General features: G+C 29.8%; 25 protein-coding genes. 11 read left to right on the forward strand and 14 right to left on the reverse strand.

The window, feature by feature from the left end; all coding sequences use genetic code 11:
- Nucleotides 1-25: 25 nt before the first annotated feature.
- Together dapA and G507_RS0105285 are read right to left on the reverse strand one after the other, a co-directional pair.
- On the reverse strand, nt 26-904 hold the full coding sequence (gene dapA, locus G507_RS0105280; protein WP_026716510.1) for a 4-hydroxy-tetrahydrodipicolinate synthase: 879 nt from the start codon (nt 902-904) through the stop codon (nt 26-28).
- Between the two features lies 1 nt (nt 905).
- On the reverse strand, nt 906-1,424 hold the full coding sequence (locus tag G507_RS0105285) for a DUF6913 domain-containing protein (protein WP_026716511.1): 519 nt from the start codon (nt 1,422-1,424) through the stop codon (nt 906-908).
- A 43-nt stretch (nt 1,425-1,467) separates the two neighbouring features.
- Here G507_RS0105285 and G507_RS0105290 point away from each other — a divergent pair, with 43 nt between their 5' ends.
- Together G507_RS0105290 and G507_RS0105295 are read left to right on the forward strand one after the other, a co-directional pair.
- The gene (locus tag G507_RS0105290) at nt 1,468-2,253 is read left to right on the forward strand and encodes a 5'-nucleotidase C-terminal domain-containing protein (RefSeq protein ID WP_026716512.1); all 786 of its coding nucleotides are present in this window, start codon (nt 1,468-1,470) and stop codon (nt 2,251-2,253) included.
- 68 nt (nt 2,254-2,321) lie between these two features.
- Entirely contained in the window at nt 2,322-3,239 is a 918-nt protein-coding gene (locus tag G507_RS0105295) for a bifunctional metallophosphatase/5'-nucleotidase (protein WP_026716513.1), read from the forward strand.
- 677 nt (nt 3,240-3,916) lie between these two features.
- On the opposite strand, the gene ligA is transcribed toward G507_RS0105295, so the two are convergent.
- The 5 genes from ligA to rpsF form a co-directional block, all read right to left on the reverse strand.
- Nucleotides 3,917-5,917, reverse strand: coding sequence for an NAD-dependent DNA ligase LigA (gene ligA / locus G507_RS0105305; protein WP_026716515.1), 2,001 nt, complete (start codon nt 5,915-5,917; stop codon nt 3,917-3,919).
- 4 nt (nt 5,918-5,921) lie between these two features.
- Nucleotides 5,922-6,395, reverse strand: a complete 474-nt coding sequence (locus tag G507_RS0105310; RefSeq protein ID WP_026716516.1) for a DUF6495 family protein — start codon at nt 6,393-6,395, stop codon at nt 5,922-5,924.
- 78 nt (nt 6,396-6,473) lie between these two features.
- A complete protein-coding gene (gene rplI, locus G507_RS0105315) occupies nt 6,474-6,917 on the reverse strand; it encodes a 50S ribosomal protein L9 (protein WP_026716517.1) in 444 nt (147 codons plus the stop codon).
- 67 nt (nt 6,918-6,984) lie between these two features.
- Nucleotides 6,985-7,281, reverse strand: a complete 297-nt coding sequence (rpsR, locus tag G507_RS0105320; protein WP_026716518.1) for a 30S ribosomal protein S18 — start codon at nt 7,279-7,281, stop codon at nt 6,985-6,987.
- A gap of 2 nt (nt 7,282-7,283) precedes the next feature.
- Nucleotides 7,284-7,625: a 30S ribosomal protein S6 gene (gene rpsF / locus G507_RS0105325; RefSeq protein WP_026716519.1), complete on the reverse strand. Its 342-nt coding sequence runs from the start codon at nt 7,623-7,625 to the stop codon at nt 7,284-7,286.
- 176 nt (nt 7,626-7,801) lie between these two features.
- Here rpsF and G507_RS0105330 point away from each other — a divergent pair, with 176 nt between their 5' ends.
- Nucleotides 7,802-8,500 (forward strand): LytR/AlgR family response regulator transcription factor, encoded by a 699-nt coding sequence (locus G507_RS0105330; protein WP_026716520.1) that lies wholly within the window; start codon nt 7,802-7,804, stop codon nt 8,498-8,500.
- Here the strand turns inward: G507_RS0105330 and priA are convergent.
- The 7 genes from priA to G507_RS0105365 all read right to left on the reverse strand — a co-directional run bounded on the left by priA (nt 8,497) and on the right by G507_RS0105365 (nt 16,686).
- A complete protein-coding gene (gene priA, locus G507_RS0105335; RefSeq protein WP_026716521.1) occupies nt 8,497-10,947 on the reverse strand; it encodes a replication restart helicase PriA in 2,451 nt (816 codons plus the stop codon). The genes G507_RS0105330 and priA overlap by 4 nt on opposite strands.
- A 145-nt stretch (nt 10,948-11,092) precedes the next feature.
- Complete coding sequence (locus tag G507_RS0105340) at nt 11,093-12,823, reverse strand: T9SS type A sorting domain-containing protein (RefSeq protein WP_026716522.1); 1,731 nt, start codon at nt 12,821-12,823, stop codon at nt 11,093-11,095.
- Nucleotides 12,824-13,054: 231 nt separating this feature from the next.
- Nucleotides 13,055-13,615 (reverse strand): chalcone isomerase family protein, encoded by a 561-nt coding sequence (locus G507_RS0105345; RefSeq protein WP_026716523.1) that lies wholly within the window; start codon nt 13,613-13,615, stop codon nt 13,055-13,057.
- A gap of 21 nt (nt 13,616-13,636) precedes the next feature.
- The gene (locus G507_RS0105350; RefSeq protein ID WP_026716524.1) at nt 13,637-14,566 is read right to left on the reverse strand and encodes a YihY/virulence factor BrkB family protein; all 930 of its coding nucleotides are present in this window, start codon (nt 14,564-14,566) and stop codon (nt 13,637-13,639) included.
- Nucleotides 14,567-14,570: 4 nt separating this feature from the next.
- Nucleotides 14,571-15,428 carry a carboxylating nicotinate-nucleotide diphosphorylase gene (gene nadC / locus G507_RS0105355; protein ID WP_026716525.1) on the reverse strand — a complete coding sequence of 286 codons (858 nt, stop codon included), beginning with the start codon at nt 15,426-15,428 and terminating at the stop codon, nt 14,571-14,573.
- Between the two features lie 100 nt (nt 15,429-15,528).
- Nucleotides 15,529-16,140, reverse strand: a complete 612-nt coding sequence (locus G507_RS0105360; RefSeq protein ID WP_026716526.1) for a thioredoxin family protein — start codon at nt 16,138-16,140, stop codon at nt 15,529-15,531.
- A 12-nt stretch (nt 16,141-16,152) separates the two neighbouring features.
- Nucleotides 16,153-16,686, reverse strand: a complete 534-nt coding sequence (locus tag G507_RS0105365; protein ID WP_026716527.1) for a TlpA disulfide reductase family protein — start codon at nt 16,684-16,686, stop codon at nt 16,153-16,155.
- 116 nt (nt 16,687-16,802) lie between these two features.
- Here G507_RS0105365 and G507_RS0105370 point away from each other — a divergent pair, with 116 nt between their 5' ends.
- The 8 genes from G507_RS0105370 (at nt 16,803) to trpA (ending at nt 24,177) form a co-directional block, all read left to right on the forward strand.
- Nucleotides 16,803-17,375, forward strand: a complete 573-nt coding sequence (locus G507_RS0105370) for a pentapeptide repeat-containing protein (RefSeq protein WP_026716528.1) — start codon at nt 16,803-16,805, stop codon at nt 17,373-17,375.
- Nucleotides 17,376-17,629: 254 nt separating this feature from the next.
- Nucleotides 17,630-19,030, forward strand: a complete 1,401-nt coding sequence (locus tag G507_RS0105375) for an anthranilate synthase component I family protein (RefSeq protein ID WP_026716529.1) — start codon at nt 17,630-17,632, stop codon at nt 19,028-19,030.
- Between the two features lie 80 nt (nt 19,031-19,110).
- Nucleotides 19,111-19,677: an anthranilate synthase component II gene (locus G507_RS0105380; protein WP_026716530.1), complete on the forward strand. Its 567-nt coding sequence runs from the start codon at nt 19,111-19,113 to the stop codon at nt 19,675-19,677.
- 77 nt (nt 19,678-19,754) lie between these two features.
- Nucleotides 19,755-20,747, forward strand: a complete 993-nt coding sequence (gene trpD / locus G507_RS0105385; protein ID WP_026716531.1) for an anthranilate phosphoribosyltransferase — start codon at nt 19,755-19,757, stop codon at nt 20,745-20,747.
- Between the two features lies 1 nt (nt 20,748).
- Nucleotides 20,749-21,537: an indole-3-glycerol phosphate synthase TrpC gene (gene trpC / locus G507_RS0105390; RefSeq protein ID WP_026716532.1), complete on the forward strand. Its 789-nt coding sequence runs from the start codon at nt 20,749-20,751 to the stop codon at nt 21,535-21,537.
- Nucleotides 21,534-22,169, forward strand: coding sequence for a phosphoribosylanthranilate isomerase (locus G507_RS0105395; RefSeq protein ID WP_026716533.1), 636 nt, complete (start codon nt 21,534-21,536; stop codon nt 22,167-22,169). Before trpC ends, G507_RS0105395 begins: the two co-directional genes overlap by 4 nt.
- Nucleotides 22,159-23,346 (forward strand): tryptophan synthase subunit beta, encoded by a 1,188-nt coding sequence (gene trpB, locus G507_RS0105400; RefSeq protein ID WP_026716534.1) that lies wholly within the window; start codon nt 22,159-22,161, stop codon nt 23,344-23,346. Before G507_RS0105395 ends, trpB begins: the two co-directional genes overlap by 11 nt.
- A 63-nt stretch (nt 23,347-23,409) precedes the next feature.
- Nucleotides 23,410-24,177 (forward strand): tryptophan synthase subunit alpha, encoded by a 768-nt coding sequence (gene trpA / locus G507_RS0105405; RefSeq protein WP_026716535.1) that lies wholly within the window; start codon nt 23,410-23,412, stop codon nt 24,175-24,177.
- Nucleotides 24,178-24,241 lie beyond the last annotated feature (64 nt).

Here is a 24,241-nt window from a genome sequence, read left to right on the forward strand (position 1 = left end):
TATTTATGGAGTATAAAAATCTTTTTTAGCTTATGTTTTTGGTAAAATCATCTAATCTTTTAGCCAAGTTATCATCTACACTGACTAAAGGTAATCTAACTGTGTTTTCTGACAAACCTCTAGATTTAAAGACTTCTTTAATTCCGGCTGGATTGCCTTGTTCAAAAATCATATCAATTGAATCGGCTAATTTGTAATGCAATTCATATGCTTCATTCACTTTTCTTTGCAATCCTAATCGAACCAATTCAGAAAATTCTTTTGGAAAACCTTGCCCAATTACAGAAATAACTCCTGCTCCACCAGCTAAAACCATTGGTAATGTAATCATATCATCTCCAGAAATCACTAGAAAATCTTTTGGTTTGTGTTGGATTAATTTCATGGCTTGAACAATGTCTCCAGCTGCTTCTTTTAAAGCAATTACATTTTTAAAATCATTTGCTAATCTTAAAACTGTTGATGGCAACATATTACTTCCTGTTCTTCCAGGAACATTATATAAAATTATTGGAAGTGGCGATGCTTCTGCAACCTTTTTAAAATGCTGATATATTCCTTCTTGTGTTGGTTTATTATAGTATGGTGAAACTGACAAAACTGCTGAAAAACCAGTAAAATCTCTAGTTTGTAATTCTTCAACAACTTCCAAAGTATTATTTCCTCCTACACCTAAAACCAAAGGTAATCTTCCTGCATTGGCTTCTTTAATAGTTTTTATAACTAAATCTTTTTCTGTTTTATTTAATGTTGCCGATTCTGCAGTTGTACCTAAAACAACTAAATATTCAACTCCACCATCAATTACGAAATCCACAATTTGAGCTAAAGCATCAGTATCAACTGAAAAATCTTTTTTAAATGGTGTGACTAATGCAACACCAGTTCCTACAAACATTTGCATATTATATCTTTTTTAAAATTTTTAAATAATCAAACAAAACTTGAGTAAAATCAATGTGTTTTTCTACAAAAGTGTTAATAAAAAAATGGTTTAAATCTTTATTTACTGACGCAAATCCTACCTTAAATTTAGCTTTTGATGAAGCTGTAATCAACTCTAAATCAGCATTACTCATATCGTAATAACTAACCAATAAATCAAAAGGAAAAACTGTAAAATTATCAATTTCTCCTTTAGAAAAACTTCCAGTAAAACCTACATCATTTTTTGTAAAATAAGGATATTCTATACTTTCGTCTTTCTTTGGCTTTTTCCTGTAAACCAATAAGTTCACTTTAAATTGTCCGTCGGCATATTTTTTAAATTCATTTATCAATTTATCTTTATCCAAAAAATGAATTCCATCAACAAGAACACCAATTGTTTTTACTGGTTCTTTGTTAACTGCTGGTAAACCTGAAGCTAACAATTTATTAACATTCTTTTTTACCAAAAAATCTTTAATAGTTCTATAAAACATAGTATTTTTACCAAATACAAAATTAAATTATTCATCTCACATTATGAGGGTAAAAGTAAAAAAGATTAACGCATTTTCAGCCTATTTTGTTATATTATTAACATTTATAAGTCTAGTTTCTTGTAAATCAAAAAGCTATTATAATTACGAAGTTATAGGTTCGAAAATAAACATAAATGAAAAGAATGATACAGATGCTAAAATTGAAAAATTTATAGCACCTTACAGAACACATATCACAAAAGATTTAGATAGTGTTTTAGCATATTGTCCGGAAACTTTAGAAAAAAGCAATGGAAAATGGGAAACAAATATTGGGTCATTTTTAGCAAATATTACAAGTAATCTAGCCAATCCAATCTTTGAAAAAAGAACAGATAAATCTATTGATATTTGTCTTTTAAACCATGGTGGAATTCGTTCCATTATACCTAAAGGCAATGTAACCACAAGGACTGCTTATAATGTTATGCCATTTGAAAATAGTGTAATTGTTGTTGGTTTGTCAGGTTTAAAAATAAAGGAATTAGCTGATTATTTCATTAAAGAAAGAAAACCACACCCGTTACATGGTTTAAAAATATGTGTAAACAAAAACCTTGAAATCACAAAACTTGAAATCAACAATGAACCTATTGATAACTCAAGAATCTACTATGTAGCAACATCTGATTATTTAGCTAACGGAGGAGACAATATGACTTTTTTTGTGGAAAGTCAAGAAAAATATGATTTAGATTATAAAATAAGAAATCTACTTATTGATTATTTTAACAAAGTTGACACACTAGAAATGTATTCAGAAAAAATCCTAATTGAAGACAATTAGAATTACAAAATAACATACTATTTATATAATTTTCAGCAACATAAGATGCTGATATAAATGCAGCATAAATGAAAAGAAGAGCATTCATAAAAAATACAGCAGCTACTTCGAGTCTATTGACTTTTGGAGGATTGTCTTTAACCAGTTTTGATTCTGTTGATTCCATCAAAAAGCTAACTATCCTTCATACTAATGATACGCATAGTCATATTGATCCATTTCCTGCAGATGACCCAAGAAATCCGAATCAAGCTGGTGCTGCCCGAAGAGCTACGGTAATTGACAAAATTAGAAAAGAAGAAGATAATGTATTGCTACTAGATGCTGGTGATATTTTTCAAGGAACACCTTATTTTAACTATTATGGTGGTGAATTGGAGTTCAAAATAATGAGCATGATGCAATATGATTTAGCCACTTTAGGAAATCATGATTTTGATAATGGAATTGATGGTTTTTATTCGCAACTACCTCATGCAAAATTTGATTTCGTATCGGCTAATTATGATTTTAAAAATACCATTTTAGACGGCATTGTAAAACCTTATAAAACCTTTAAAAAAGCTGGTTTAAAAATTGGTGTTTTTGGTTTAGGAGTAGAATTAGAAGGATTGGTTGATAAAAAACTTTACAAAGAAACGGTTTACAACAATCCTGTAGATATTACAAAAGATATAGTTCGTCAATTAAAAGAAGTTGAAAAATGTGATTTGATTATTTGCCTTTCACATCTTGGTTTTAAATACAAAAGTGAACCTAATAAAATTTGCGATGTCCTTTTAGCCCAACAAACAAAAGATATTGATTTAATTATTGGTGGTCATACCCATACTTTTTTAGACAAACCCGTAATTGAAAAAAATACTGATGGTAAAGATGTCTTAATTAATCAAGTTGGCTGTTATGGTATTAATCTTGGAAGAATAGATTTTTATTTCTCAAAAGATGAAAAATATGCAGATCAAACAAAAAACATTGTTATTTAATTTCAAATATTTTATTTCTATTTAATTCATAACTAAGTAAAAAATAGTAAACTAATAATTGTGGCAGAAAAACCATGTATTTCAACACATGTATTTCACTATAAAAAACATAGAAAACATAGAAAACATCGCTTACAACAAAGCAAACAATAATAACTTGAAGATTTGTATTAACTCTATTTGGCTTAATAATGTATTTAATTGTTAATAAAACACTCATAACAAAAACTAGCACAGAATAAAGAAAAAACAGTGGATAATATTTTACGTTTTGATCTATCAATAAATCATTTACTACCCAAACAACATACAAAAAGAGTAAAAAAACAACCAAAAAAGATATGTAAAATATATAGTCTAACTCTCTTAATTTTTTAAATTCCATTGTTTTAAAAATGGATGCAGTTAAAGTGGAATAAGCAATTGCATTTAAAAAAACACAAAACATATTATCAATATCAGGTTCAGTTAACAAATGAAATAGATCAGTAAAATATAAACAGACTAATATTATTATTAAATACCACTTAAAATTAAATTTAGTAATTCTAAGATAAATCAATAAAACAAGAGGAGCCGTTAAAACATTTGTAACAATATGCAAAAGATTTAATTCAAAATAAATTGAAATAAATTGAAATATAACCAAACTGAAATATAAATTTAATAGCCGAGCATTATCCATTTAATAAATCATTAAATTGAAATTCATTTATAATTGAAACATTTAATTTATTAGCTTTTTCTAGTTTTGAAGGTCCCATATTATCACCAGCAATAACATAATCCGTTTTAGAAGAAATTGAACTACCTACTTTTCCACCATTAGCTTCAATAGCTTTTTTAAGATCATCTCTAGAGTAAATCTCAAAAACACCTGAAACAACAAATATTTTTCCTTTTAATTTATCTGAAACACTTGTATCATTTTCTGCATTAATTTCCAATTGAACTCCATAATTTTTTAATCTTTCAATAATAAGTCTATTTTCTTGATTTTCAAAGAACATTACAACACTTTGCGCTATTTTTTCACCGATCTCATCAACTAAAACTAAATCCATTAAACTTGCTTTAGCAATAGCATCAATATTTTTATAATGTTTAGCTAATTTTTTGGCTACTGTTTCACCAACATATCTAATACCTAAAGCATATAAAACCCTTTCGAAAGGTACGTTTTTTGAATCCTGAACACCTTTAACCAAGTTTTCGGCTGATTTTTCTGCCATTCGTTCTAATGGAATAATTTGTTCTTTTTGCAATTCATATAAATCAGCATAATTTGAAACTAAACCAGCATTGAACAATAACGCAACTGTTTCTCCACCAAGACCTTCAATATCCATTGCTTTGCGCGAAATATAATGCTGAATTCTTCCAATAATTTGTGGTGGACAACCATAAAAATTTGGACAATAATGATTCGCTTCTCCTTCTATTCTGACTAATTCTGTATTACATTCTGGACAATTAGTAATGTATTTTGTTGGTTCTGAATTTGGTTTTCTTTGTGTCAAATCAACCGCAATAATTTTTGGGATAATTTCCCCTCCTTTTTCTACAAAAACTGTATCATGTAAACGAACATCCAATTTTTCAATTTGATCTGCATTGTGTAACGAAGCTCTTTTAACAATAGTTCCAGCTAATTGTACAGGTTCTAAATTTGCAACTGGTGTTATTGCTCCAGTTCGTCCAACTTGATAAGAAATTGAGTTTAAAATTGTACTGACTTGTTCCGATTTGAATTTATAAGCCATGGCCCAACGCGGTGATTTTGCAGTATAATCTAATTCATTTTGGTATTGAATTAAATTTACTTTCACCACTACTCCATCAGTTTCATATGGTAAATCGTGACGGTGAACATCCCAATAATCAATGAATTGAAAAACTTCTTCTAAGTTTTTAGCTAATTTGGATTGATTTGGCACTTTAAAACCCCAATCCCTTGCCTTTTGTAAAGCTTCATCTTGTGTGTTTAAATCTAAATTATTTCCAATTATTGAATATAACAAACAATCTAAAGGACGTTTTGCAACCTCAGCACTGTCTTGTAATTTTAAACTTCCAGAAGCAGTATTTCTTGGATTTGAATAAGGTGTTTCTCCGATTTCAATTAAGTCTTGATTCATCTTTTCGAATCCTGCAAAAGGTAAAACGATTTCCCCACGAATATCAAATTTTTCAGGATAATCTCCTTTTAATTTAATCGGAACAGCTTTTATGGTTTTGATGTTATTTGTTACATCATCACCTTGAAAACCATCACCACGAGTAACTGCTCGTTTAAGTAAGCCATTTTCATAAGTAATGCTTATAGATGCACCATCATATTTTAATTCGCACGTATATTGAATAGCGACATCGCCAACTATTTTTTTACAACGTATTTCCCAATCCTGTAAGTCTTCTTTAGAATACGAGTTATCAAGAGAATACATTCTATATTCATGCATAACCGTCTCAAAATTCTTGGTTATTGTTCCTCCAACTCTTAAAGTAGGAGAATTTTCATCAAAAAATTCAGGATGTTTTGCTTCTAATTCTTGAAGTTCTTTTAATTTTATATCAAAATCATAATCAGAAATCGTTGGATTATCTAATGTATAATAATTGTAATTGTGCTGATTTAATTCGACACGAAGCCTTGTAATAGTTTCTAAAACGTTCATAAAACTAATTATTGATAAGATGTTCTAATTTGGAATATAATTCACCTTTACTAATTATTCCTCCTTCTTTTATGATTTTAAAAAGCGCTTGATTTCTATCTTGTGAAATATCTTTTTTTCCTTTTTGAATTTCTACACTATCCGAAAACATATGCTCACTTAACCAATTAATACCATCTTTGGTAAGGAAATCAACTTTTTTATTGGTTGTATTGATAATTAACGAATAAACTATTGTGTCGACACATTTAAATAAAAAGATATAATTCGTTGAAAAATGATCAATAAAATTCACATTAGTTAAAGCTCTTTCCCAAATTAAATCTGAAAAAACGTCAATTTCTTGCATTGCAACTTGAGGTTTATTTACTTTTATATCATCCCATTCTTTTTTATCAATAGATTGAGTGGCAAGGAAATTTATAAATTCAGGATGTAACTCTTCTAATTGTTCTTTTGTAAGTCTAGCGTATTTCATTAATTGGTGTAAATAGAAATGTAAAGATAAAAAAAAAGCCCTCCAAAATGGAAGGCTTTTAATAGATATTTATAAAAATTATGCTTTATCAGCAATAACTTCATAAGCTAATTCCACAATTACATCTCTGTGTAATCTTACATTAGCTGAATATTTACCAGTACGTTTAACGATTCCACTTGAAATGAATTTTCTATCAATTGAATGTCCGTTACTTGCTAAAGCTTCTGCAATGTTAGCACTTGTGATAGATCCAAATAATTTTTCTCCACCTGCTTTTGCAGAAATTTTGATTTCTAAAGCATTTAATGCTTCTGCAATTTTGTTTGCATCATCCACTAATCTTTGCTCTTTGTGGGCTTTTTGCTTTAAATTTTCAGCTAATACTTTTTTAGCTGAAGGAGTTGCTAAAATTGCAAATCCTTGAGGAATTAGAAAATTACGTCCGTAACCGTTTTTTACCGTTACTGTATCGTCTTTAAATCCTAAATTTTGAACGTCTTGTTTTAAGATAAGTTCCATGTTGTTGTCCTTTTTAAATAGAAGTTAGGTTTCGTTATATTGAAAACCAACAACTTAATTATTAATATTATTTCATTAAATCGGCTACATATGGCATAATTGCAATATGTCTTCCTCTTTTAATTGCTACAGATACTTTTCTTTGGTACTTTAATGAAGTTCCAGTTAATCTACGTGGTAAAATTTTACCTTGTTCGTTAACGAATTTCAATAAGAAATCTGCATCTTTATAATCGATATACTTGATACCCGATTTTTTAAAACGACAATATTTCTTTTGTTTGTTTGTATCTATATTTAAAGGAGTAAGATATCTAATATCTCCCTCTTTTTTACCTTTTGCTGATTGCTCTAAAGATGCCATAATTAGTTTGATTTAGCTTTTAATTTATCTCTTCTTCTTTCTGCCCACGAAATTGCGTGTTTGTCTAATGATACAGTTAAAAAACGCATAACTCTTTCGTCACGTTTAAATTCTGTTTCATAACCTACAAGAATATCTGCAGGTGCTTCAAATTGAAATAAGTGATAAAAACCACTTTTTTTGTGTTGGATTTCGTAAGCTAATTTTTTTAAGCCCCAGTCCTCTTTGGCTACCATCTTTGATCCTTTAGAAGTAAGAAAATCTTCAAACTTGCTAACTGTTTCCTTTATCTGTTGTTCAGATAAAACGGGATTCAAGATGAAAACAGTTTCATAATGATTCATACTATTAAATTTATTTTGTTATAAAATTGGGTGCAAAAGTAAGTGTTTTATACTAAACTAACAAATATTCTTTAAAATTTATTGCGTTTAAATATAAGCCTTATTTTTCTGAATAAATTTGTGTATTATAATGATTAACAATATATTTACACCGTAGTAACACATGACTTTGATAAATGAAATTAAACTGTATAGTTGTTGATGATAGTGCTTTGCAGCGAATAACTGTAACCAAACTTATCAGCGATAATCAATTCTTACATCTTGTTGGCGAATTTTCTAATGCAACTGATGCCAAAAACTGCATATCAACAAAAAATATTGACTTAGTATTTTTAGATATTGAAATGCCTGTAATTAATGGTTTTGATTTTTTAGATGGGTTAAAAGTTAAGCCTCAAATAATTTTTATTACTGTAAAAACAGAGTATGCGCTTAAAGCTTTTGATTACAATGCCACTGATTACCTACATAAACCCTTAACAAAAGAACGCTTTAATTTAGCTGTTTCTAAAGCTTTTAATTTATTTACGCTTCAGAAAGAAACTAATGAAGAGGACGAAGAATTTATCTTTATTAAAAGTAATTTAAAAAAACTAAAAATATTTACATCAAAAATTAGATGGATAGAAGCTTTTGGTGATTATGTAAAAGTAATTACTGAGGATGATAATCATTTGGTTCTTTCAACAATGAAAGCCTTTGAAAAAGATCTTCCAGCCGATAAATTCATTAGAGTACACAAATCATACATCATAAACATACACAAGGTAGAAACTTTTAACAGTAAATTTGCTGAAATTGACACCTTTAAAATTCCATTAAGTCGAAATAAAAAAGACAACTTAGTTGAAGCTTTAAAAAAGTCTTCTTAATAATTATCTACATTTATAGTAACTTTTATAGCTCTATAAAAAGCTATCGCTTCAAAACTATTCATTACTTTATGAATAGTTTTTTTGGTTAAAGACAAATTCTTCTCTTTTGGAATCTTAATTAATATTGTTCTTATGTATTGGTTTCTAATTCGACTTATTGCTGGTTCTTCTGGACCGAGAATTGGCATTGGTAAATTTTGCGCCAACACTCTATACAACCACATAGAGCCGTCTTTTAACTTGTCGTAATCTCTATGCTTTAATGTCAGTTTGATTAATTTATAAAAAGGTGGATATTTAAAGTTCTGACGTTCATAAATCTGTTCCTTAAACATCGAAGTATAATCGTTACTCAAAACTTGTTGAATCGTATTGTGAAACACATTATAAGTCTGAATCATAACCAAACCTTTCTTTTCTGAACGACCAGAACGACCGGCAACTTGTGTCATCATTTGAAAAGCTCTTTCATACGCTCTAAAATCTGGTTGATTTAGTAAATTGTCTGCATTTAGAATTCCGACTAACGTTACATTATCAAAGTGCAATCCTTTGGCTAACATTTGTGTTCCAACTAATATGTCTACTTCCCTATTTTTGAAAGAATCTATTATTTTTTCGTAACCAAATTTTCCACGAGTAGTATCTTGATCCATTCGACCAATATTTTTATCTGGAAAAATGGCCTTCAACTCCAACTCTATTTGTTCGGTTCCAAAACCTTTTGTAGTAAGTTCTACAGATTGACAAGCATGGCAATGCGTTGGATTTGCAATTGAATAGCCACAATAATGACAACGCAATTGGTTTTTGTGTTTGTAGTAAGTCAGACTAACATCGCAACTTGGGCAATTAGGAACGTGACCACAAGTAATACATTCCACATAAGGTGAAAAACCTCTTCTATTTTGAAATAAAATGACTTGTTCTCCTAATTCTAAAGCATTTGTAATCCCTTCAATCAATTCATCTGAAAAATGACCGTTCATTCTTTTTCTGAAATATTTATCTTTTAAATCGATAAGCTTTATTTCAGGTAAAACTACGTTTCCGTATCGTTCTGTTAATTCGACTAATTTGTATTTATTGGTTTTAACATTATAATAGGTTTCCAAACTTGGTGTTGCACTTCCTAATAAAATTTTTGCTTCATGTTGTTTGGCTAAAACCACTGCACAATCTCTTGCGTGATATCTTGGTGCTGGTGCTTCTTGCTTATAAGTTTGTTCGTGTTCTTCATCAACTACGATTAAACCCAAATTTGAAAAGGGTAAAAACAAAGCACTTCGAACACCAATTACGACTTTAGCTTTTTCTGAATTTTCTAAAACTTGGTTCCAAACTTCAATTCGTTCGTTATTTGAATATTTAGAATGAAAAACAGCAACCTGATTTCCAAAATAAGCGACTAATCGTTGGACTAATTGTGTTGTAAGAGCAATTTCTGGCAACAAAAACAGAACTTGTTTGTCTTTATTGATTTGTTCTTCTATAAGTTTGATGTAAATTTCGGTTTTTCCAGAAGCAGTTACACCGTGTAATAATGTAATATCGTTATCTACAAAACTCTCTTCAATTTGGTTGAATGCTTTTTGTTGTGGTTCACTTAACGTGAAATGACTATCATCGTCTTTTTCAAAAATAACTCGATCTTGATTGATGAAGTATTCAATAAAGATGTCTTTATCGATTAAGGTTTTAACTATTGCTGCAGAACTTCCTGAAAACTCTATTAATTGTTTGACAGAAATAGGTTTCTTTTCTTTAGCTTGAAGCTGAAAATAAGATAAAACCAATTCACGTTGCTTGTTAGCTCTTGATAACTCTTCAACTAAAACGGCTAAATTTTCTTGTTTTAGAAATTCATCTTGTAGTTTTATGTAGCGAACTTGTTTGGGTTTGTATTGTTCTGAAATTTCTTCTTCCAGTTGTAAAGCTCCTTTTTCAAGCAAACGATTTAAAACAGGAAAAACGGTTTTCTTTCCTAAGATCTTAACCACATCATTAACTGTGATGGATGATTGTAATTTTAAAGCTTCAAAAATAAGATATTCATCGTCTTTTAATTCATTTTCATCAATTTCAGCGTCTTTTTTGGATGTGATAATCGTTTCACTTTCCAACATATATCCTGAAGGCAAAGCAGATTTAAAAACTTCTCCCAGCGAACACATATAATAAGAAGCAATCCATTTCCAATGCGCTAACTGAATTTCATTAACAATTGGTTTTTCGTCAATTATTTGATGAATTTCTTTGGCTGTATATAATTGTGGTGGATTGTTATTCTTTCCGATAACTAAAGAAGTATAAACCTTTGTTTTTCCAAAAGGCACAGCAACACGCATTCCAACGGAAACGTAATGAAATTCTGCTTCTGAAACCTCATAAGTAAAGGTTTTATTAACGGCTAATGGTAAAACGACTTCTATGAAAAACTGCATTTAGCAAATGTAAAAAAAAGTGTTCAGTGTTCAGTTAATAGTTGGTAGATTATTTTTTAACAATGTAGATTTCATAACTTTTTAAACTTATATGACTTATATGTTTAAAAATTTATTTGAACCAAATAAGTCATATAAGTTTTTTCTAATTTTTTAAAACCTTAACCACTTGTTTTTTATCATTATTATCAATAACCTCTAACATATAACAACCAGAAACTAAATCACTACAATCAATAGTGTTTTGTGATTGAGATAATTTACCTTTTTTTATGATTCTTCCTTGAAGGTTGTATAAAGTAAAATTTAAATTTTCTTTTATATCGATAGTTAATACGTTATTTACAGGATTAGGGTAATAATTTATACCTTGTTCTTTTTCAAAATCTTCTGTACTTGCTGTAGAACATGGAGTAGTTGCATACTTTGCAATAAAGAAATCAGATTGTGAACCTTGATTTATTAGCGTAGTGGAGCTATTTATATATAATTCTTGACCCATGCGACCCCCAATAATATAATCGCCAGAAGAATCTACAGCTAAAGCAGTACCATAATCATCATATCCAACATTACCAGGAATTTTAACCAAACTTAAGCAATCTCCAGTTGTAGCATTAAAACGTGCTAGTAAAGCTTCTACACCTTCATTAGGGTTTGAACCAAAAATAGTTTGGGTACCCCAAGTTACATTTGAACCAAAGCACATACCTGCATAACCTATCTCATTACCATTAACAGTTAAACCACATGCACGATACGTACCTGGTACATTTGGATAAGTTGACCATAATATAGAAGTCCCAGTTGGATTTAATTTAATGATAAAGGGAATATTTCCTATTGAAGATGTTGTAAAACCCATAAAATTGGCAGAATTATTTCCAAATATTTTACCCGCAAAATAAATATTATTAAGACTATCTGTTATTAAGTCGTGAGACTCAAAAAGATATCCATTTGTTCCAGCAGCATCTTCTTGATGCCATAACTTTTGACCATTAACACCAAAACTGGCAATAAAAAAAGAACCTGCTACTGTTGAAGTTCCTAAAGTTGCACTTGTAGTTCCTGAATTTGCTTTGTAACTTGTTAAATAATATTGCCCTGTTTGAGCATTACGGTAAAAACGCAAGTTTTGAGCAAAAGAGCCACTAACAGAAAAATCTACAGGAGTAGCACTAACAAAAGTACCAGTAGTATCATACTTTAAAATAAAAAAATTAATACCAGTTAACGTATTTACAAATGCACCATTTTCATAAGTCCCTTGTGGTAAAACCAGTAACCAATAACTATTTCCTAAGTTATCTACTTGAAGTCCAAGGTTAGCATTTTGACTAATTCCTTGTGAAGGTGTTAAACCTGTGCTTTGAGGTCTTTTAAACCATTTCATAACCCCGTCTGAATCAAACTTTACTAAAAAGAGTACTCGACAGTCTTGAGGGTTTTGTGAAATTACAACATCACCTTCAATTTGAGATAAATATGTATTATTTACACAATTAGCAAATTTGCCTCCCACATAGATATTCCCTTGACCATCTGTATCCATAAACATTCTTTCAAAACCAAACCCTCCAATTGTTTTTGACCATCTGTAAGAACCATCACATGCAAAACTACTCAATACATAATCATATTCTAATTGGCTATCGTAATAAGGCCTAGTATTACCATCTACATCTAAGCCTGTATTAGTGACTCTTGAAATGGTGTACACATTATTATTAGCATCAGTTACAACTTTGAAAGCTTGTTCAGCATCTTCATTAAAAGAAATGCTATTGTCACCTCCGCCTCGTTTCCCCCATTGAAAACTTTGACTGTAGGTTATATTACTTATTATTAATGTTAGGAGTAGTAGTTTTTTCATAGAATTGAAAATCAAAATGATATGGCAATATAGTAATTTTATGGCAAAAATGATATGCTAAAAAACAACTTCATATTAAAAGTTCTTTTTGTTATTTTTTAAAACACATAGTATCATAGAATTTATTGCTTTGAAAAGTCGCTTTGCTCTAAATAGTATTCAGAGGAGTTCTACCAAAAAAAAAACACCTTCAAATTGAAGATGTTTATTTATTATTTAAAGTGTTGGGAATTATTTTCCTAACATTCCGTCTTTTAAATCGTCATCAGCTGGTTTTTTACCTAACCAAATTCCGAATAAAGCTTTTTTGAAATCGTATCCATCAATAGAACCTTTTTTTGCTCCATTTTTGTAAACAGATACTTCAGTTCCATCATACATAATGATAAAAACATCTCCTTTTACAATTTTATCTTTAAAGAATCCTTTAAATTTATCAATTTTAGTTTTTAAAGATGCTGTGTTTTTGTTGGTTGAATTATCAAATCCTTCATTTATTGCAGAAATCATTTTTTCTGAAGTGATCATTCCTGAAACAATGTTCAATTTAATTGCTGCTGCATCTTTACTATCAACAACATCTTGACCATTAGTGGTTTTTTTAGTTGTGTATAAAGATCCAACATAAAGATCCATCCAAAATTTCTCTCTAATTCCTGCACCGTTTAAAGTTAAGTCTTTACCTTCTAAAGAAAGTTTATCATCCACTTTTACTCCAGAAACTGTTTTTTGCGCATTCATTGAGAATGTTGCGATAACTACTAATAATAAGGCTAAAATCTGCTTTTTCATGTTTATTGGTTTTAATTTTTGTTAAATATATAAATTTTTTCTTTTCAATTTGTTAATTGCTGCATTTAATTCGAATCCTAATAAAAGAACCATACAGTTAATCCATATGTAAAACATAAGAACAAGAAGTGTGCCAATTGAACCATATAATTCATTATATCGAGCAAACTTCTCTACGTAGATTCCAAATACGTAAGAAGAAAGTATAATTAAAATTGTAGTAAATATAGCTCCTGAACTAATGAATTTAATTTTAGCCGTTTCTTTAGTTCCATATTTATATAAGGTTGAAGTTGTAATTAAAATCATTAAAATTACAAATGCATATCTTCCCCATTCTATTAATGAAATATTATCTGAAAAATAATCTTGAATTTTAATTTTTTGAATAAAGACTTCAAAAACAATAATAGCAGCAACGGTTATTAATAAAAGTAGTGAAAGTATCAATGATAAGGCTAATGAAATTAGATATTGTTTAAAATAACTCCTTGTTAATGTAATATGCTCACTCATTTCAAATCCTCCTAAAATTGCATTTACACCATTAGTCATTAAAAAAATAGAAAGTATAAAACCACTTGATAATAAACCTTGATAACTGTTGTTTAAAATATCCATTATAATTTTATCAATAGCTTCAAAAGTATTTGGAGGAACATTTTGAGCTATAAAATTAATAAAATCTACTTGAAAGTCTTTTATAGGAATGTAAGGAATCAAATTCAGAATAAATAAAGCAAAAGGAAACAAAGCCATAAAAAAACTAAATGCAATAGCACTAGCTCTGTATGAAAATGCCCCTTTAAAAATTCCTAAAATATATAACTCAAGGATATCATAAAGTGACATTCCTTCTATTAAGGACTTAAATTTTATCTCTTTGGTAAAACGAACTAATTGTCTTACAACAGGGATTTTTTCGAGTTTTTGTTCTATTAATTCTGACATAAATTTATAAAGCCTTTAAGCTCAAATCTAAATTATAAACTGAATGTGTTAAAGCGCCAGAAGATATATAATCAACGCCACACAAAGCATAATCGCAAATGGTTTTTTCGTTGATATTTCCTGATGATTCTGTTAGACATTTATCACCAATAAAAGCTACAGCCTTTTTAGTTGTTTCGAAATCAAAGTTATCTAATAATATTCTATAAACTCCACCAGCTTCTATAATTTGTTCGACTTCATTCATATCTCTTGCTTCCACAATAATTTTTAAATCTTTATTATTGTCTTTTAGATATTGTTTTGTTTTTTCAATCGCTTGAGAAATTCCTCCAGCAAAATCAATGTGATTGTCTTTTAACATAATCATGTCATACAAAGCAAATCGATGATTTTCTCCACCACCAATTTTTACAGCCCATTTTTCAGTAGCTCGAAAGCCTGGAGTTGTTTTTCTAGTATCTAATATTTTTGCTTTTGCATCACCAATTAAATCTACAAACATTTTGGTTTTTGTTGCAATTGCACTCATTCTTTGCATTGAATTTAAAACCAAACGTTCTGCCTTTAAAATCGATTGTGATCTTCCAGAAACATGAAAAACGATATCTCCGTATTTTACTTTTTCACCATCATTGATAAACGTTTCTACTTCCATGTCAGAATCTACGTAATTGAAAATCATTTTGGCAAATTCGACACCAGCGATAATTCCGTTATCTTTTACCAAAAGTTTAGCTTTTCCTTGTGCTTCTTTTGGAATACAAGCTAAGGAACTATGATCCCCATCACCAACGTCTTCGCGAATGGCATTTGAAATTATTATATCTAATTCTGTATTAAATTGTGCTTCTGAAATCATGCTAAAAATTTTATGATGCTAAAATAAGCAAAAGTTTTACTATTAAAATAAAAACCACGCAAAAAGCATGGTTCTTAAATCAATTTATTATGTTTTAGGATTAAGCTTTTATAGAACAACCAATAGCTTTAGTAGTTTTAACTTCTACTTCTTTTCCTTTTAAAAGTGAATTTACAGCATCTTCGACATATTTTACTTTAACGGCTTTTTCATCTTCATAATTATCGTCAATTGCTCCAATGTATTTTACAATGTTGCCTTTAGCTGTTTTCTCTAAAATATAAACATGTGGTGTTTTTGTAGCACCATATTGAGGATATATTTTTTGCCCTTCATCAAATAAATAAGGAAACGTAAACCCTTTTTCTTTCGCTCTAACAATCATTTTATCAAAACTATCATCTTGATTTTTTTCAGGATTATTTGGATTAATAGCTATCACAGGATACCCTAATTTCTTGTATTTTTTATCTAAAGCAACGATTCTTTCTTCATAAGCTTTTGCATAAGGACAATGATTCGTTGTAAAAATCACGACAAAACCTTTAGCGTCTTTATAATCTTTTAAAGAAACCATTTTGTTGTCAATGTTTTTTAACGAGAAATCTGTGGCAACATCACCTATTTCATAACCTGCTGCAGTGTCTTTTGTTGTAAAGGCAAAAATAAATACACCAACTAATCCTAATAGAGCAATTCTAAATTTTTTCATTTTTCTTTTTTTTTAATTTATAAACGATTTAACTTCTTTTTCTAAGGCTTCATATTCAAACGATTGTTCGTAAAACTTTCGCTGATTTTTATTAACAATCAATGTGGCTGGAATAGCTCCAGACCAATCTTTATCTATTTTTTCAATCCAACTATTGGCATCTGGATCGTTTAACAATATTACTTCAACATTCATTTTCTTCTTTTCTAAAAAAGGCAACAAACTCTTTTCAATAGATTTTGAAAAATCTAAACTAACTAAAACCAATTTAAAAGGTTTGTCTTTGTAAGCTTCTTGTAATTTTAAAAAACTAGGCAATTCTTTAACACAAGGTGCACACCAAGTTGCCCAAAAATTATAAACATAAGTGGTGTCATTTTTCACGTTCATGTAAGCTTCTAAACCTTCATAATCAAACGATTTTACTTCGTAATTAGCACTTTTATATATTTTCAACGGCTTTGGAATTTCATTTTCTTGAGCTACAGATGTAAGTCCAAAAAACATAAAAAACATTAAGGATAAAATTGAAAACGAAAACTTCATATACTACTTATTTAATTTCAAAATTAATCAATTCAATACTTAATAGTAGTCACTTTAACATAACTTTATTGCAACTTCTTCGCTTCAAAATGCTTATTTTTACCAAAATTATTAAAATGAGTGATTACATAGTTGGAGAAAAATATGAAGGCAAAATTTTTGAAGAAGCTGACATAAAATACAAAGAATTTGAAGATTGTCAATTTATAAATTGTGACTTTACAAGTTGTACTTTTCAAAATGAAACTTTTGTAGATTGTACGTTTACAGATTGTAATTTCAAAAACACTAGAATCAATTATGTTTCTCTTCGTGATGTTTTATTCATTAAATGTAATTTTACAAGTGTGAATTTTGCCATGACAGATCAAGTTTTATATCATTTTAACTTTCAGGATTGTATTTTAGATTATGCTCAATTTTACAAGCTGAAACTCAAAAAAATGCGTTTTGACAATTGTAGTATGGTTGCCGTTGACTTTATGGAAACTGATTTAACCGAAAGTATTTTTAACAAATGCGATTTAAGAAGAAGTGTTTTTAGTAACACTATTGCCAATAAAGCAGATTTTCACACTAGTTACAATTATGTGATTGATCCAGAAAACAATAAACTTAAAAAAGCACAGTTTTCAACAGATGGCTTAAAAGGTTTGCTAGAAAAATACGATTTAGTAATAAGAGATTAACACAAAATTTGTTTTTTACAAAATAGTTTATATATATTTGCATAAGAAATAAAAAACATGAACACATTTTTAAACAATACTTGGTGGTGGAACAACTTACTTCAAACGTCGTGAGCGAATCCTCTATAGTATAATTTAAACTAATACATATAAAAGGCTTGTCAATCACGACAAGCCTTTTTTTTTATTCTGAATTTACTCGTTCTGAATTTATTTCAGGAGTTCAGAATCTCATCAAAATAAAAAAAACAGAAATGAAAACATATAAATTACAAACAAATTACAAACAAATTCTAGCAGATACGATTACACCTGTTAGCGTTTACTTAAAGATTAGAGATAAATTTCCAAATAGCATTTTACTAGAAAGTTCAGATTATCATGGAAATGAAAACAGTTTTTCATACATCTGTTTTAATCCAATAGCTTCTATAAAAGTTGAAGATCAAAAAATTGAAACTAATTTTCCTGATGGATTTTCTGAAATCATTCCAATAGATAAAAATGTTAACGTAGCGAATGAAATAGAACAGTTTTCAAAACAATTCATTACTGATGAAAATAATTTTAAATTCATCAATCAAGGTCTTTTTGGTTATATAGCTTATGATGCGATTCAACATTTTGAAACTATAAAAATTGCTCAAAAATCTACAGAAAATAAGATTCCTGAAATTTATTATGCGGTTTATCAAAATATAATTGCGATAAACCATTTCAAAAATGAAGCTTATATTTTTTGTCATTCGTATGAAAATGAAAATAACATTGAAGAAATTCATCAATTATTACAATCGAGAAATTTTGCTTCTTTTAACTTTACAAAAAATGGTGAAGTAGTGTCAAACTTAACAGATTCTGATTTTAAAAATTACGTGACTTTAGCCAAAAAGCATTGCCAACGTGGTGATGTTTTTCAACTGGTTTTATCTAGACGTTTTTCGCAGGATTTCAAAGGTGATGAGTTTAATGTGTATCGTGCTTTAAGAAGCATCAATCCTTCTCCTTACCTATTCTATTTCGATTATGGAAATTTTAAAATATTTGGGTCTTCACCTGAAGCACAATTGGTCATTAAAGATAATCATGCAGAAATTCATCCAATTGCTGGAACTTTCAAACGAACAGGAAATGATGAAGATGATGCCATTTTAGCTAAAAAGTTAAATGAAGACAAAAAAGAAAACAGCGAACACGTAATGTTGGTCGATTTAGCCAGAAATGATTTAAGCAGAAGTTGCAATGAAGTGAAAGTTGAAAAATATAAAGAAGTTCAGTTTTTCTCGCACGTGATACATTTAGTTTCTAAAGTCACAGGAAAATTAAAACCCAATCATCCTTTTATGGAATTGGTTGCCAAAACTTTTCCTGCAGGAACTTTATCTGGTGCTCCAAAACACAAAGCCATGCAATTAATCGAATCTATTGAGAAAACAAATCGTAGTTTTTATGGTGGTGCAATTGGTTTCATGGATTTTGAAGGCAATTTTAATCACGCAATTATGATTCGAAGCTTTTTAAGTAAAAATCATACTTTACACTTTCAAGCTGGAGCCGGAATTGTAGCGGATTCATCAGAAGAAAACGAAACTCAAGAAGTTTATAATAAATTAGGTGCTTTGCAAAAAGCCTTAGATTTAGCTGAAACGATTTAAAAAAAGTTTCAAGTTTCAGGTTTCAGATTAGTTGAGCCTTCAAACATGAAACAAAAAAAACAATTATGAAACAAAAAATAATTATGAAAATAGTAGTCATAGATAATTACGATAGTTTTACATATAATTTAGTCCATTATTTAGAAGATTTAAATGCCGAAGTTACCGTATTTCGGAACGATGAATTCGAACTAGATGAACTAGAAAAATTCGATAAAATTTTACTTTCACCTGGACCAGGAATTCCAGATGAAGCTGGTTTACTGAAAGATGTGATAAAGAAATTTGCTTCAACCAAAAGCATTTTTGGAGTTTGCCTAGGCTTACAAGCCATTGGTGAAGTTTTTGGAGGAACATTAACGAATTTAGAGAAAGTCTATCATGGTGTGGCTACGAAAGTCACGCAAACAGAAGAGGATTTTATTTTTAATGATCTACCAAAAGAAACGGAAGTTGGAAGATACCATTCTTGGGTTGTTTCCAACGAAAACCTTCCAGAAGATTTAATCGTAACTAGTGTGGACGAAAACGGACAAATTATGTCCATGAAACATGCTAAGTATGATGTTCGTGGTGTTCAATATCATCCAGAAAGTGTCTTGACTCCAAACGGTAAAAAGATATTAGAAAATTGGCTTAAGAATTAGTATTCAGTGTTCAGTAATTAGTGTTCAGTCAATAAATTTTAGCATCGCGAGATGCTGAACTAAATTCAGCATAAAAAATGAAAACCATATTAAATAGATTAATCAATCACGAAATACTTTCTAAAGCAGAAGCCAAAGAAGTATTAGTCAACATATCATCCGGAAATTACAATCAAAGTCAAATTTCAGCTTTCTTAACCGTTTACATGATGCGAAGCATTACCATCGAAGAACTTTCAGGTTTTAGAGAAGCTTTGTTAGAATTATGTATTCCAGTAGATTTTTCAGCTTACAACACCATCGATTTATGCGGAACTGGTGGCGATGGAAAAGATACTTTCAATATTTCAACTTTAGCTTCATTCATTGTTGCTGGAGCAGGAATTAAAGTCGCAAAACATGGGAATTACGGAGTTTCATCTATTTCTGGCTCAAGTAATGTGATGGAAAAAATGGGAGTAAAATTCACAAATGACATTGATTTTTTAACTAGATCAATCGAAGAAACAAACATTGCTATTTTACACGCACCATTATTTCATCCAGCTATGAAAAATGTAGGACCAATTCGAAAAGAACTAGGTGTCAAAACGTTTTTTAATATGTTGGGACCAATGGTAAATCCGTCTTTTCCTCAAAATCAAATGGTTGGTGTTTTTAGTTTAGAATTAGCTAGAATGTATGCTTATTTATACCAAAACACTACAACAAATTACAGCATTTTACATGGATTAAGTGGTTTTGACGAAGTTTCTTTAACGGATGATGTGAAGATAATTTCAAATCATTCAGAACAAATTTTAAAACCAATTGACTTTAATTTTCCAGCGATAAAATTAGAAAGTATTAAAGGTGGAAATACAATTGATGAAGCTGCTAAAATTTTCTACAACGTAATTTCAGGAAAAGGTTCTGTGGAACAAAATAATGTGGTTTGTGCTAATGCAGCTGTTGCAATTCAGACTATAGAAAAATCAAATTATGAAAATGCTTTAGCAAAAGCTCAAGAGAGTTTAATTTCTGGAAAAGCATTTGAAAAATTAAATCAATTAATCGCGATAAGTAAGTAACATGAATATCCTAGATAAAATCATAAACGACAAAAAACGAGAAGTTACTTTAAAGAAAAGTATCATTCCGGTTTCTCAATTAGAAGCTTCCGTTTTATTTAATGGAAGAACGAATTCAATGGCAAAATTGCTAAAAAATAGTTTGTCAGGAATCATTACAGAACACAAACGTCGTTCTCCTTCAAAATCAGTAATCAATAATAATCATTCGGTTGAAGATGTAGTTTTGGGCTATCAAAATGCTGGCGCTTGTGGAATTTCTGTCTTAACTGACGGAAAATATTTTGGTGGAAGTTTAGATGATCTATTATTAGCCAAAGCTGCTGTAAATATTCCATTATTGCGAAAAGAATTTGTGATTGATGAATATCAAATAGTGGAAGCCAAAGCCAATGGAGCTGATGTAATTTTATTAATTGCAGCTGTTTTAACTCGTGAAGAAATAAAACATCTATCTGAATTTGCTCAAAGTTTAGCTTTAGAAGTTTTGTTGGAAGTTCACAATCAGGAAGAATTAGAAAAATCAATAATGCCAAGTTTAGACATGATTGGTGTTAACAACAGAAACTTAAAAACTTTTGAAGTGAGTTTGGATTATAGCAAAGAACTGGCAAATCAAATTCCCGATGATTTTGTGAAAGTTTCAGAAAGTGGTATCAGTTCTATTGAAGCTGTTAAAGAACTACAACAATATGGTTATCAAGGTTTTTTAATGGGAGAACATTTTATGAAAACCGATAATCCTGGTGAAGCAGCAAGTGAATTCATTAGAAAAGTTTCTTTAAAATGAAAAACACAAAACTAAAAATTTGCGGCATGAAATATCTTGAAAATATTCAGGAAATAGCCTCATTAAAACCAGATTATTTAGGATTTATTTTTTGGGATGAATCAAGTCGAAAGTTTGATTTAAAAGAACTTCCAAAAATAGAATCAAGTATCAAAAAAGTTGGTGTTTTTGTGGATGAAACTTTGAAAGAAATTCAAAATAAAATTGAAACTTTTAAATTAGATGTCATTCAACTACACGGAAAAGAATCCGCTGAATTTTGTGGCAACTTAAAGAATGAAAAAATAGAAATCATTAAAGCTTTTTCAATAGATAATGATTTTGATTTCAGTCGATTAAAAGCCTATGAAAATGTTGTTGATTGCTTTCTATTCGACACTAAAGGAAAATTACCTGGAGGAAATGGAACTACTTTCGATTGGCAAGTTTTAGAAAATTACAATTTAGAAAAACCTTTCTTTTTAAGTGGTGGAATTGGTTTAAGTGAAACAAATAAAATACAAGAATTTCTGAGTTCTAACTTATCAAAATATTGTTATGCTATTGATATCAATAGTCGTTTTGAAACAGAACCCGGATTAAAAAATAAAATTGAAATAGAAAAATTTAAAAAATTGCTTTATGAAAACTAAATATAACGTAGACGAAAACGGATTTTATGGCAAATTTGGAGGTGCATTCATTCCTGAAATGCTATATCCAAACGTAGAAGAATTAAAAGAAAATTACCTTAAAATTATGGCTGAACCTTCTTTTCAAGAAGAATGTGATCAGTTGCTACAACAATATGTTGGGAGGCCAACTCCACTTTATTTTGCCAAACGATTATCCGAAAAATACAACACAAAAATCTATCTAAAACGAGAAGATTTGTGTCACACTGGTGCGCATAAAGTCAATAACACTATCGGACAAATTTTGATGGCAAAACGTTTGGGTAAAACTAGAATCATTGCTGAAACTGGAGCAGGTCAACATGGTGTTGCAACCGCTACGGTTTGTGCTTTAATGGGTTTAGAATGTATTGTTTACATGGGTGAAGTCGATATCAAACGTCAAGCTCCAAATGTAGCTCGTATGAAAATGTTAGGAGCTGAAGTTAGACCAGCAACTTCAGGTTCAAAAACCTTAAAAGACGCAACCAATGAAGCTATTCGCGATTGGATAAATAATCCAGTAGATACGTTTTATATTATTGGTTCTGTAGTTGGACCTCATCCATATCCAGATATGGTGGCACGATTTCAAAGCGTGATTTCTAAAGAGATTAAAACCCAATTATTAGAACAAGAAGGCAGAGAAAACCCAGATTACGTAATTGCTTGTGTTGGTGGTGGAAGTAATGCAGCTGGAGCTTTCTACGAATTTTTAGAAGATGAATCGGTAAAATTAATTGCTGTGGAAGCTGCTGGTCATGGAGTAGATTCTGGGGAAAGTGCAGCAACTTCTGTTTTGGGAAAAATCGGAATTATTCATGGAAGTAAAACCCTATTAATGCAAACCGAAGACGGTCAAATAACCGAACCTTATTCTATTTCTGCTGGTTTAGATTATCCTGGAGTTGGACCATTACACGCGCATTTACATGATTCAAATCGTGCTGAATTTATCGCAATTACTGATAAAGAAGCTATGCAGTCTGGTTTAGAAATTTCGAAAATGGAAGGCATTATTCCGGCAATTGAAACGGCTCATGCTTTTTCGGTTTTGGATAAAAAACAATTTAAACCAACCGATATTGTCGTAATCAATTTATCAGGAAGAGGTGATAAAGATTTGAACACTTATATTGATTATTTCGGATTTTAAAAATTTAACCATCAAAACCGCAAAGGCTTTTCAAAAAGTTTGCAGCGTTTAAAAAAATATAAAATGAATAGAATAAATAAAACTTTACAACAAGATAATAAATTGCTTTCCATCTATTTCACGGCAGGTTATCCAAAACTTATTGACACCGTTTCTATAATTCAAGAATTGGAAAAAAATGGTGTCGATATGATTGAAATCGGTTTGCCCTTTTCGGATCCTTTGGCTGACGGACCAACTATTCAGGAAAGTTCGACTCAAGCAATTGAAAATGGAATGACAACTTCGCTGCTATTTGAACAACTGAAAGACATTCGTAAAACAGTAAAAATTCCCTTAGTAATCATGGGTTATTTTAATCCGATGATGCAATTTGGAATGGAGAAATTTTGTCAAAAATGTGCAGAAGTTGGAATTGACGGATTAATTATTCCCGATTTACCTTTGTACGTTTATGAAACTGAATACAAATCACTGTTTGAAAAATATGGCTTAAAAAATGTGTTTTTAGTTACTCCACAAACTTCAAACGAACGTATTACTCAAATTGATGCTGTTTCTGATAGTTTCATTTATATGGTAAGTTCTGCAGCCGTTACAGGAAGTCAATCTGGTTTTGGAAATGAACAAATGGATTATTTTAAACGCATTTCAGATTTAAATCTAAAAAATCCTCAAATAGTCGGATTCGGAATTAAAGATCATGAAACTTTTTCACAAGCTACAAAACATCAAAAAGGAGCTATTATTGGAAGTGCTTTTATTAAGTTTTTAAGCAATAATCCAATGAATACTATTGAAAAATTTATTAATTCGCTCAAATTTGATTAATTAAAATTAAATTATATTTAAATCCCAAATTCAATTTTTGTATTTGGGATTTTTTCTTACATTT

It is taken from the genome of Flavobacterium gelidilacus DSM 15343 (assembly GCF_000422685.1).
GTDB classification, from domain to species: domain Bacteria; phylum Bacteroidota; class Bacteroidia; order Flavobacteriales; family Flavobacteriaceae; genus Flavobacterium; species Flavobacterium gelidilacus.

Bases quoted from the DNA above. Each gene is read 5' to 3' on its own strand.
- dapA (WP_026716510.1), bottom strand. From the start codon at position 904: ATGCAAATGTTTGTAGGAACTGGTGTTGCATTAGTCACACCATTTAAA.
- G507_RS0105285 (WP_026716511.1), bottom strand. From the start codon at position 1,424: ATGTTTTATAGAACTATTAAAGATTTTTTGGTAAAAAAGAATGTTAAT.
- G507_RS0105290 (WP_026716512.1), top strand. From the start codon at position 1,468: ATGAGGGTAAAAGTAAAAAAGATTAACGCATTTTCAGCCTATTTTGTT.
- G507_RS0105295 (WP_026716513.1), top strand. From the start codon at position 2,322: ATGAAAAGAAGAGCATTCATAAAAAATACAGCAGCTACTTCGAGTCTA.
- ligA (WP_026716515.1), bottom strand. From the start codon at position 5,917: ATGAACGTTTTAGAAACTATTACAAGGCTTCGTGTCGAATTAAATCAG.
- G507_RS0105310 (WP_026716516.1), bottom strand. From the start codon at position 6,395: ATGAAATACGCTAGACTTACAAAAGAACAATTAGAAGAGTTACATCCT.
- rplI (WP_026716517.1), bottom strand. From the start codon at position 6,917: ATGGAACTTATCTTAAAACAAGACGTTCAAAATTTAGGATTTAAAGAC.
- rpsR (WP_026716518.1), bottom strand. From the start codon at position 7,281: ATGGCATCTTTAGAGCAATCAGCAAAAGGTAAAAAAGAGGGAGATATT.
- rpsF (WP_026716519.1), bottom strand. From the start codon at position 7,625: ATGAATCATTATGAAACTGTTTTCATCTTGAATCCCGTTTTATCTGAA.
- G507_RS0105330 (WP_026716520.1), top strand. From the start codon at position 7,802: ATGAAATTAAACTGTATAGTTGTTGATGATAGTGCTTTGCAGCGAATA.
- priA (WP_026716521.1), bottom strand. From the start codon at position 10,947: ATGCAGTTTTTCATAGAAGTCGTTTTACCATTAGCCGTTAATAAAACC.
- G507_RS0105340 (WP_026716522.1), bottom strand. From the start codon at position 12,823: ATGAAAAAACTACTACTCCTAACATTAATAATAAGTAATATAACCTAC.
- G507_RS0105345 (WP_026716523.1), bottom strand. From the start codon at position 13,615: ATGAAAAAGCAGATTTTAGCCTTATTATTAGTAGTTATCGCAACATTC.
- G507_RS0105350 (WP_026716524.1), bottom strand. From the start codon at position 14,566: ATGTCAGAATTAATAGAACAAAAACTCGAAAAAATCCCTGTTGTAAGA.
- nadC (WP_026716525.1), bottom strand. From the start codon at position 15,428: ATGATTTCAGAAGCACAATTTAATACAGAATTAGATATAATAATTTCA.
- G507_RS0105360 (WP_026716526.1), bottom strand. From the start codon at position 16,140: ATGAAAAAATTTAGAATTGCTCTATTAGGATTAGTTGGTGTATTTATT.
- G507_RS0105365 (WP_026716527.1), bottom strand. From the start codon at position 16,686: ATGAAGTTTTCGTTTTCAATTTTATCCTTAATGTTTTTTATGTTTTTT.
- G507_RS0105370 (WP_026716528.1), top strand. From the start codon at position 16,803: ATGAGTGATTACATAGTTGGAGAAAAATATGAAGGCAAAATTTTTGAA.
- G507_RS0105375 (WP_026716529.1), top strand. From the start codon at position 17,630: ATGAAAACATATAAATTACAAACAAATTACAAACAAATTCTAGCAGAT.
- trpD (WP_026716531.1), top strand. From the start codon at position 19,755: ATGAAAACCATATTAAATAGATTAATCAATCACGAAATACTTTCTAAA.
- trpC (WP_026716532.1), top strand. From the start codon at position 20,749: ATGAATATCCTAGATAAAATCATAAACGACAAAAAACGAGAAGTTACT.
- G507_RS0105395 (WP_026716533.1), top strand. From the start codon at position 21,534: ATGAAAAACACAAAACTAAAAATTTGCGGCATGAAATATCTTGAAAAT.
- trpB (WP_026716534.1), top strand. From the start codon at position 22,159: ATGAAAACTAAATATAACGTAGACGAAAACGGATTTTATGGCAAATTT.
- trpA (WP_026716535.1), top strand. From the start codon at position 23,410: ATGAATAGAATAAATAAAACTTTACAACAAGATAATAAATTGCTTTCC.